10 protein-coding genes and 1 pseudogene are annotated in these 6,950 nt (G+C 68.1%); 4 read left to right on the top strand and 7 right to left on the bottom strand.

Going from position 1 to position 6,950, the window contains the following annotated elements:
• On the top strand, window positions 1-112 hold a 112-nt coding region (locus ACIRQP_RS37885), incomplete at its 5' end, for an aldehyde dehydrogenase family protein (RefSeq protein WP_403899104.1).
• Between the two features lie 170 nt (window positions 113-282).
• Here ACIRQP_RS37885 and ACIRQP_RS37880 read toward each other — a convergent pair.
• From ACIRQP_RS37880 to ACIRQP_RS37860, 5 genes are all read right to left on the bottom strand, one after another.
• A complete protein-coding gene (locus tag ACIRQP_RS37880; protein WP_403899088.1) occupies window positions 283-1,068 on the bottom strand; it encodes an SDR family NAD(P)-dependent oxidoreductase in 786 nt (261 codons plus the stop codon).
• A 59-nt stretch (window positions 1,069-1,127) separates the two neighbouring features.
• Window positions 1,128-1,661: a DinB family protein gene (locus ACIRQP_RS37875; protein WP_403899086.1), complete on the bottom strand. Its 534-nt coding sequence runs from the start codon at window positions 1,659-1,661 to the stop codon at window positions 1,128-1,130.
• Between the two features lie 48 nt (window positions 1,662-1,709).
• The gene (locus ACIRQP_RS37870) at window positions 1,710-1,913 is read right to left on the bottom strand and encodes a hypothetical protein (RefSeq protein ID WP_403899084.1); all 204 of its coding nucleotides are present in this window, start codon (window positions 1,911-1,913) and stop codon (window positions 1,710-1,712) included.
• 61 nt (window positions 1,914-1,974) lie between these two features.
• Window positions 1,975-2,319, bottom strand: coding sequence for a hypothetical protein (locus ACIRQP_RS37865; RefSeq protein ID WP_403899082.1), 345 nt, complete (start codon window positions 2,317-2,319; stop codon window positions 1,975-1,977).
• Window positions 2,320-2,463: 144 nt separating this feature from the next.
• Window positions 2,464-3,345: a LysR family transcriptional regulator gene (locus tag ACIRQP_RS37860; RefSeq protein ID WP_403899079.1), complete on the bottom strand. Its 882-nt coding sequence runs from the start codon at window positions 3,343-3,345 to the stop codon at window positions 2,464-2,466.
• 131 nt (window positions 3,346-3,476) lie between these two features.
• On the opposite strand from ACIRQP_RS37860, the gene ACIRQP_RS37855 reads away from it, so the two are divergent.
• On the top strand, window positions 3,477-3,947 hold the full coding sequence (locus ACIRQP_RS37855; protein ID WP_403899076.1) for an alcohol dehydrogenase catalytic domain-containing protein: 471 nt from the start codon (window positions 3,477-3,479) through the stop codon (window positions 3,945-3,947).
• 80 nt (window positions 3,948-4,027) lie between these two features.
• Here the strand turns inward: ACIRQP_RS37855 and ACIRQP_RS37850 are convergent.
• Window positions 4,028-4,129 (bottom strand): annotated as a pseudogene (locus tag ACIRQP_RS37850) (alpha/beta hydrolase); the annotation flags it as partial.
• Here ACIRQP_RS37850 and ACIRQP_RS37845 point away from each other — a divergent pair.
• Both ACIRQP_RS37845 and ACIRQP_RS37840 read left to right on the top strand, forming a co-directional pair.
• The gene (locus ACIRQP_RS37845) at window positions 4,130-4,624 is read left to right on the top strand and encodes a zinc-binding dehydrogenase (RefSeq protein WP_403899101.1); all 495 of its coding nucleotides are present in this window, start codon (window positions 4,130-4,132) and stop codon (window positions 4,622-4,624) included.
• A 128-nt stretch (window positions 4,625-4,752) separates the two neighbouring features.
• Window positions 4,753-5,604: an FAD-dependent oxidoreductase gene (locus ACIRQP_RS37840; RefSeq protein ID WP_403899073.1), complete on the top strand. Its 852-nt coding sequence runs from the start codon at window positions 4,753-4,755 to the stop codon at window positions 5,602-5,604.
• Window positions 5,605-5,685: 81 nt separating this feature from the next.
• Here the strand turns inward: ACIRQP_RS37840 and sigJ are convergent, their stop codons facing one another.
• A complete protein-coding gene (gene sigJ, locus ACIRQP_RS37835; RefSeq protein WP_403899070.1) occupies window positions 5,686-6,618 on the bottom strand; it encodes an RNA polymerase sigma factor SigJ in 933 nt (310 codons plus the stop codon).
• Window positions 6,619-6,950: the final 332 nt, after the last annotated feature.

Here is a 6,950-nt window from a genome sequence, read left to right as displayed (position 1 = left end):
CCCCTTCGGCGGCTACAAGGCCAGCGGGATCGGCCGTGAGTACGGCAAGGTCGGCCTCACCGGCTACGTCGAGCACAAGTCCATCACCCGCACCCGCACCCGCACCCGGTAAGTCCACACCGGGAACCTGCGGAACCCGTACGGCCACGACGCAAGGCTCCCGGTCCGGAGGAGCGGCCGCATTCACGATTCCGTGGATGGGTGGTGTCGGTCGGACCCACTGAGGTCGCGGTCCCCGGGTGTCGCTGCCCGGGGACCCTTGACAAGGCGGGGTGGGACAGATCAGTTGCGTCCGGCCATGACGCCGCCGTCGACGTTCCAGACGGCGCCGGTGACCCAGTCCGTCTGGTTCGACAGCAGGAACGCGACGGTGGCGGCCACGTCGTCGGGGGTGCCGGTCCGGCCGAGCGGGTGGAAGGTGTTGAAGCCGTCGAGCGTGGAGTCGAGGTCCGACCGGGGAATGAACTCCTCGTAGATCGGGGTACGCACGACGGCGGGGGCGATCGCGTTGACGCGGATGCCGTGCGCGGCGAGTTCCATCCCGAGGTGCTGGGTCAGTGAGTGCAGTCCTGCCTTGGCCATCGAGTACGCCGACGAGGGCGTCGCCGCGATGGCCTGGTGCGCCCACATGGAGCCGATGTTGACGACAGATCCCTTCGCACCGCGGGCGATCATGTTGCCGACGACGGTCTGGGTGAGGAAGAAGAAGGCCCGGTTGATGGCCTGGTAGCGGTCGTAGTCCTCGGACGCGTGCTCCAGGAAGGCCTTCGGAGCGAACACACCGGCCGCATTGACGAGAAGAGTGGCGTCGGCGTGCTCCTCGGTGAGGACGGCGCGCAGGCGGTCGACGGCCACGGGATCGGCGAGGTCGGCCGCCAGGCCTACAGCCTTGCCGTGGGTGGACAGGGCGGCCGCCGCCTCGTCGGAGCCCGCCTGCCTGCGGCCGGTGACGACGGCGGTGCCGCCGCCGTCGAGGACGTGGCGGGCGACGGCGTAGCCCATGCCGCTGGTCCCGCCGATGACGATGACCTTCTGGCCGGTGAAGTCGAGGGTGGTGGTACTGGACATGTGGTTCTCCTGTTTCGGACGGGATTCCCGGATGGGAAAGGGCGCGTCCGGTGCGGTCGTCAGACGTAGGGGTTGCAGACGAGGTAGCCGTCGATCCGGCTGAGCCAGTCCGACTCGGGGTCGGGCGGGAGCGAGTGTCCGAGGTTCTCGGTACGGACCTCGCTGATCCACTGGTCGTGCTGGTACTCGTGGTTGATGAGCGCGGTGAGCAGATGGTTCGCGACGACGGTCAGTTGGGTGGGGGCGCCGACCTTGCCGACTGTGATGTCACCGATGCGAACGTGGACCCGCTCGGCGACGGTGTCGCGGAACACCGCCAGCCGTTCGACGGTCGGCAGCGCGCCCCGGAACTTCTCCGGATTCGCGGAGTCCATGACGCCGTCCAGTTCCGGGTCGGGGCTGGGCTCGGCCGCGGTCAGGTTGCGGATCATGAAGTGGGCGACGTGGGCCTGGTGGCCGAGATGCCAGCCGATGGCACTGGAATTCTCATGCGGGCGCCAGGTCACCTCGTCCGGGCCGAGGTCCTTCCACAGCTCGTCGGTGTAGGCGCGGGCACGGTCGTACTCGCGAAGCAACGCTGGGAGTTCCTGCATGACTCCACCTGTCGGTGTCGGAGGATGGAAAGGGATCAGCGCCCCGAGTCAAGTGCGGGCGGTCTTCGCCAAGCGCGGCAGGGTGATCACGACTCCCAGCGGCGCCAGTGCGGTGATCGTGAGCATGGCGAGCTTGAAGCCGGGCAGCAGCTGCCCGTGCTCGGCCTCCTCGATGCGTGGGTGGCGCCGACGTGCACCCCGGGGAAACCCGACGGCGAAGGCGATGCCCATCAGCCGGCGGGCGGCCGTCACAGGGACTCGGATGGGTCAATCCGTGCCGAACACGCGGACGTTGGCCGCGCGGCTGCCCAGGTCAAGACGTGGCCGGCCGCGCAGTGGCACGACTGAGCGCTGCCCGGACCGTGAGCTTCGCGAAGGGTCGGACCGTGCCGTGGACGCGTACCTCAGGTGCCGCCTTCGACATCGAGGACAGGCCACCGACCGCATCGCGGGTGAACAGGTCGCTCGCCAGGTACGCCTTCGCGTCGGCCACGGTCTGAAAGCCGTGGAGGACCTGGACGTCCTCGCGGACGAGGAGTTCCTCGCTGGTGGCGGCCGAGTCGGTGTCCAGGAACGGCTGTTTGTGCCTCTCGTACACACCCGCGGCCGCGACGCGATGGGCCGGGTCCACCTGCAGCGCGATCTGAAGATACGCCATGGTTATGCCTCACTCGATCGGCAGGTAATGAGCGGAGCGGTGGGTACCGCAATGTGCCTGCAAAGTTAGCCATCCCCTGTGGGGTCCGGTAGAGGATCCCGTTGAATCAGGCTATAAGCAGCGCGTATGGCTACGGGACGGCCCTCAGCGGGCGGTTGCGAGGCTGTCCGCCAGGCGGAGCAGGTCCGCTCCGAGCGGGGAGTCGGCACTCCACACCGCTTCGAAGGAGATCTGAACCTCACGCCCCTCATTCACCAGCGGCCGGTGAGGCACGCCGGGCGAGGTGAGCTTCGAGCGGGGGACCATGGCCGAGCCCAGGCCCAGTTTCGTCCAGTCCTCCAGGACCCGGTAGCTGGCGGCCTCCCCCGGATAGGTGTGGAGGGGCATCTCGTTGGCCCGGAAGAGCTGCGTGGTGAACGTGGTCAGGCCGCAGGTGTCCGGCACGAGAATGAAGCACTCCTTGCCGGCCTCTTCGAGTTCGAGCGGAGCCGCCTCTACGGAATCGGGGCTGACGACGACGACCGGCTCGACGTCGATGACGCGGTGCTCGAAGCGCGGCATCGCGGCCACGGCCGGGATCAGGATGATGTCGAGCCGGCCCGCCAGCAGACATTCGCGCAGATCCTGCATGTTCGCCTCGCGCAGCACGAGGTCGCGGGGCACGGGCAGGTCGCAGACCATGCTGAACGCCCGGGCAACCAGGTGCGAGCCGATCAGGGGCGAGACGCCCATACGGATCTTCTGCTCGCCCGGTTCGGTCAGCCGCCTGGCTTCTGCCCCGACGGCGTCGAGCGCGGCCAGGGCGCGCTCGATCAGCGGCAGGATCCGGACGCCGAAAGCGGTCTGGGTCACGCCGCGCGGCGACCGGTCGAACAGCTTGTCGCCGAGGCGCTCCTCCAGCTTGGCGATCCCGTTGGACAGGGCGGGCTGGGTGACACCGTAAGCGCGCGCGGCGGCGCTGAACGACTTGGTCTCGGCGACAGCCTGCGCGTACCGGAGTGCCTCGGGATTCAGTCGATCGATCATAGCCATGCCTTATCACTGCATTCACCGATGTCCCCTACCAGGCGCGTTTTCCTCTGCCTACGGTGGGACTCCTGCTGATCCAGCATAACCAGCAGCTATGGGCATCGTCGCGATCGGAAGGGAAAGGCACCATGTCAGACACTGCCGTGGCCATGGTCGTGACCCGGCCCCTGGGCTCCCTGAGCCCCTTGGTCGCGCAGACGGCATCGCCGACGGGCATGTGGGTGTGGGTCCGTGTGTCCGTCACGGCGAGCGGTATGTGCAACGCCGACATCGGAGGGGCCGCGGCCACTGGCGCCGACACCGTTTTCCCGGTCGTCCCCGGGCACGAGATCGCCGGGGTCATCGCCGAGCTGGGCGACCAGGTCCAGGGCTGGTCGGTCGGGGACCGGGCGGCCGTCGGATGGTTCGGCGGCAGCTGCGGGCACTGCGCGTTCTGCCGGGCGGGCGACGTCGTCCACTGTCCCGAGCGCAAGGTTCCTGGCCTCTCCTACCCCGGTGGGTGGGCCCAGAGCATCACGGTGCCCGCCGACGCGCTCGCGCGCATCCCCGACGAGCTCGACCTGGTCGACGCGGCCCCGCTCGGCTGCGCGGGGGCGTGACGACCTTCAACGCCGTCCGCAGGGCCGGTCTTCGCGTGGGCGGACGGGTCGCCGTGTTCGGGATCGGCCGACGGCCCTCGCGCCTCCGTCAGCCACTCCCCGAGACGGGCCAGGAGCGCGTCGTCGGCGGCGTTCTCGGCGTGCCCCATGCCCGGTTCCAGCCATAGTTCGGCGGCGGCGGCCTGGGGCACTCCGCCGTCCAGTTCGCGGCCGCGCTCGGATACGAGACCATCGCCATCGCCCGGGGCAGCGACCGCGAGAAACCGGCCCGCGGTCTCGGCGCCCGGCACTACATCGACAGCGTCGCCCAGGCGCCCGGAGCCGCCCTGAAGGAACTCGGTGGCGCCGACCTCATCGTCTACACCGCCTCCTCCACCGCCCCGGTGGACGAGCTGCTCACCGGCCTGAACGTGCACGGGCGGCTCACCCTCGTCGGTGTCGACGCGGGACGCGTGACGGTACCGGCCGCGCGGCTGGTCATGAACGGCCACACCGTCACCGGACACCTGACCGGCAGCGCGCGCGAGACCGAAGAGGCGATGCGGTTCGCTGTCATCACGGGCGTACGGCCCGTGGTCGAGCGCGTGCCGCTGGAGAAAGCCGGCGACGCCGTCAGCCGGCTCCGCTCCGGGGCTTCCCGCTTCCGCATCGTCCTGGACACCGCCGGCGGCGGGTGACCGAACCCCCTGTGGCCGCCCCGCTCCGCTGCCCCGGTGCGGGGCGGTCACCAGCCCTGCTCTCCACCGGCCGCCGAAACACCACCCGCCGAACGGCAGTGGGGGCCTGATCAGAAAGGAAGCCACACATGTCCCACCGGGACAGTCACGATGTGATCGTGGTCGGCGCCGGTGCCTCCGGACTGGCCGCGGCCACGGCTCTGCACACAGCCGGCCGTGACACGGTCACCCTGGAGGCCCGCGACCGTATCGGCGGACGCCTGCTCTCGGCCCCCACATCGCACCCTCAGCGAGCCCTCGATCTTGGTGCCACCTGGTTCTGGGACGGTGAGGAGCGTGTACGGGCACTGGCGGCACGCACCGGCATCGAGACCTTCGGCCAGCACCTTGCCGGCGACACCCTTCTGCAGGAGACCACCGGCATACGCCGACTCGCCGGCAACCTGATCGACGCCCCCTCCCACCGCTTCGCAGGAGGATCCCAGACCATCGCCACCGCCCTCGCCGCCGCTCTCCCCCGCGACACATTGCCGCTGCAGGAGATCCACGACATGTCAGGGCCCGACGGCCGGCCGGCCGCACTCTTCGGATTCGCGCACGCACGGGCTGTCCGCCCGGGCTTCGCCGAGGCCGTCACCGCCCAGCTCGCGCAGCTCTTCGGGCCTGCCGCCGCTACCCCCGACGTGCTGCACGTGCAGAACTGGAGCGCGGAGTCGTGGACGTCCCCGTCCACTGTGCAGCGCCTTGCCGACTACTCGCTCTTCGGCCACCCCCTCTACCAGCGGCCTGCCCTGGACGGTCGACTGCACTGGGCGTCGACCGAGACGGCGACCGATCACGCCGGCCACGTCGAAGGCGCCCTCACCGCCGGAGAGAGAGCGGGGACCGTAGGGGCGGCGGCACCCGGCGTCTCGAACAGCGTGCCCGCCTGTGCGTCGTATGACAGTACCAAGAAACCGAACCTGCTCCGCCGTTCTTAGACATCGCCCTGTTGCCGATGAAGCTCCGCGCTTCACAACCGGCCCATTTTCGTACCCGTCAACAAGGTCTCAGCGTGCCGCTCATACAGAGTCTCTTTCACGCCAAGCATGCAGTTTTTCGGGGTTCATCATCAGCCATAGATGACTGATAAAACCGTCTCTGACCTCCGGTGCGATAACAGCGAACGTCACGCCGTCGAGACGACCGACAAGTCCGGGGCGCCCATTGACGTCCGCCACACTGAAGGACATACGTGGCTCTTTCCGCATGACTCCCAGGAAAAGCCGTGCGATCTTGTCCGCGCCGACCACCGGCCTGAGAGCCGTACGAACCTTTCCGCCTCCGTCCGCATGCACGGCAGCGTCCGGATCCAGCAATTTCACGAGGCTGTCGGTATCACCGGATTCACAGGCGTCCTTGAAAGCGAACATGACGCTTCGGTGTTGGCCGATGCTGCCCCTAGGAGCCTGTGCGATCCTGATGCGCCGTCGGGCAGAGGCCGCAAGTTGCCGACAAGCCTCTGTGGTCCGTCCCACTGTCTCCGCGATTTCACGGAAGGGGAAACCGAAGACGTCATGGAGAACGAAGGCAACACGTTCAGCAGGGGTTACCGATTCGAGTACGACGAGTACTCCCATGGTGACGGATTCGTCCAGCGTAATCATGTCGGCCGGATCGTCAGCCTGGCTCCAACTGCTCGCGCTGTGCCAGCCCCAACTCGGGATCGGTTCGGGAAGCCACTCGCCTATGTACCGCTCTCTTCTCACTCTCGCCGACGCGAGACGGTCGAGGCAGATTCTGCTGGCTACGCGAACCAGCCACGCTATTGGTGACCTGATCTCCCCCTGCTCCGCCTCTGAGAGGGAATACCAGCGCACGTACGTATCCTGCACCACGTCTTCTGCGTCGTACGACGAGCCAAGCATTCGAAAGGCAACATTCAGAAGAATGCGCCGCTCGTGTGCCGCGGCGCCGAGCGAGGCATTGTGTTCCGGGCCTGAATTAATGTTCACGGCAGACCTCCCTCCGTCTACGACCCTCTCCCACCTCATATCCTCTTGGGGTGATTCCGGTGCCAAGGAGTCTACTTGCTTGCCTCCGTGCCACACGTGCCGGTGCCCGCCGGACAGCAGAGCTGCCCTCCGTGACAGCGACATACGCTCCGACGCTTTCCGCATTGCTCATGTACATATGACGACGGACCGGTGCCAGATGTGAGGTCGCTTCGGTGGGTCCGCCGGCCTACCCCGCTCCCCACGGATGCACCAGCCCGCTCAGGGCCGCTCCACCGGCAGCCGACCGGCCAGGAGTCGCTCACGTCAGCAAGCCCGGGGCCAATCGTGGG

Origin of the sequence: Streptomyces sp. NPDC102274, from assembly GCF_044766385.1 — a bacterium.
GTDB lineage: Bacteria > Actinomycetota > Actinomycetes > Streptomycetales > Streptomycetaceae > Streptomyces.
Note: the sequence above shows the minus strand (reverse complement) of the source record. Positions and strands in the feature narration are given on the sequence as shown.

What these genes read in the sequence shown, in the direction of transcription:
- ACIRQP_RS37880 (WP_403899088.1), bottom strand. Translation starts at nt 1,068, where the DNA reads ATGTCCAGTACCACCACCCTCGACTTCACCGGCCAGAAGGTCATCGTC.
- ACIRQP_RS37875 (WP_403899086.1), bottom strand. Translation starts at nt 1,661, where the DNA reads ATGCAGGAACTCCCAGCGTTGCTTCGCGAGTACGACCGTGCCCGCGCC.
- ACIRQP_RS37865 (WP_403899082.1), bottom strand. Translation starts at nt 2,319, where the DNA reads ATGGCGTATCTTCAGATCGCGCTGCAGGTGGACCCGGCCCATCGCGTC.
- ACIRQP_RS37860 (WP_403899079.1), bottom strand. Translation starts at nt 3,345, where the DNA reads ATGATCGATCGACTGAATCCCGAGGCACTCCGGTACGCGCAGGCTGTC.
- ACIRQP_RS37855 (WP_403899076.1), top strand. Translation starts at nt 3,477, where the DNA reads ATGTCAGACACTGCCGTGGCCATGGTCGTGACCCGGCCCCTGGGCTCC.
- ACIRQP_RS37840 (WP_403899073.1), top strand. Translation starts at nt 4,753, where the DNA reads ATGTCCCACCGGGACAGTCACGATGTGATCGTGGTCGGCGCCGGTGCC.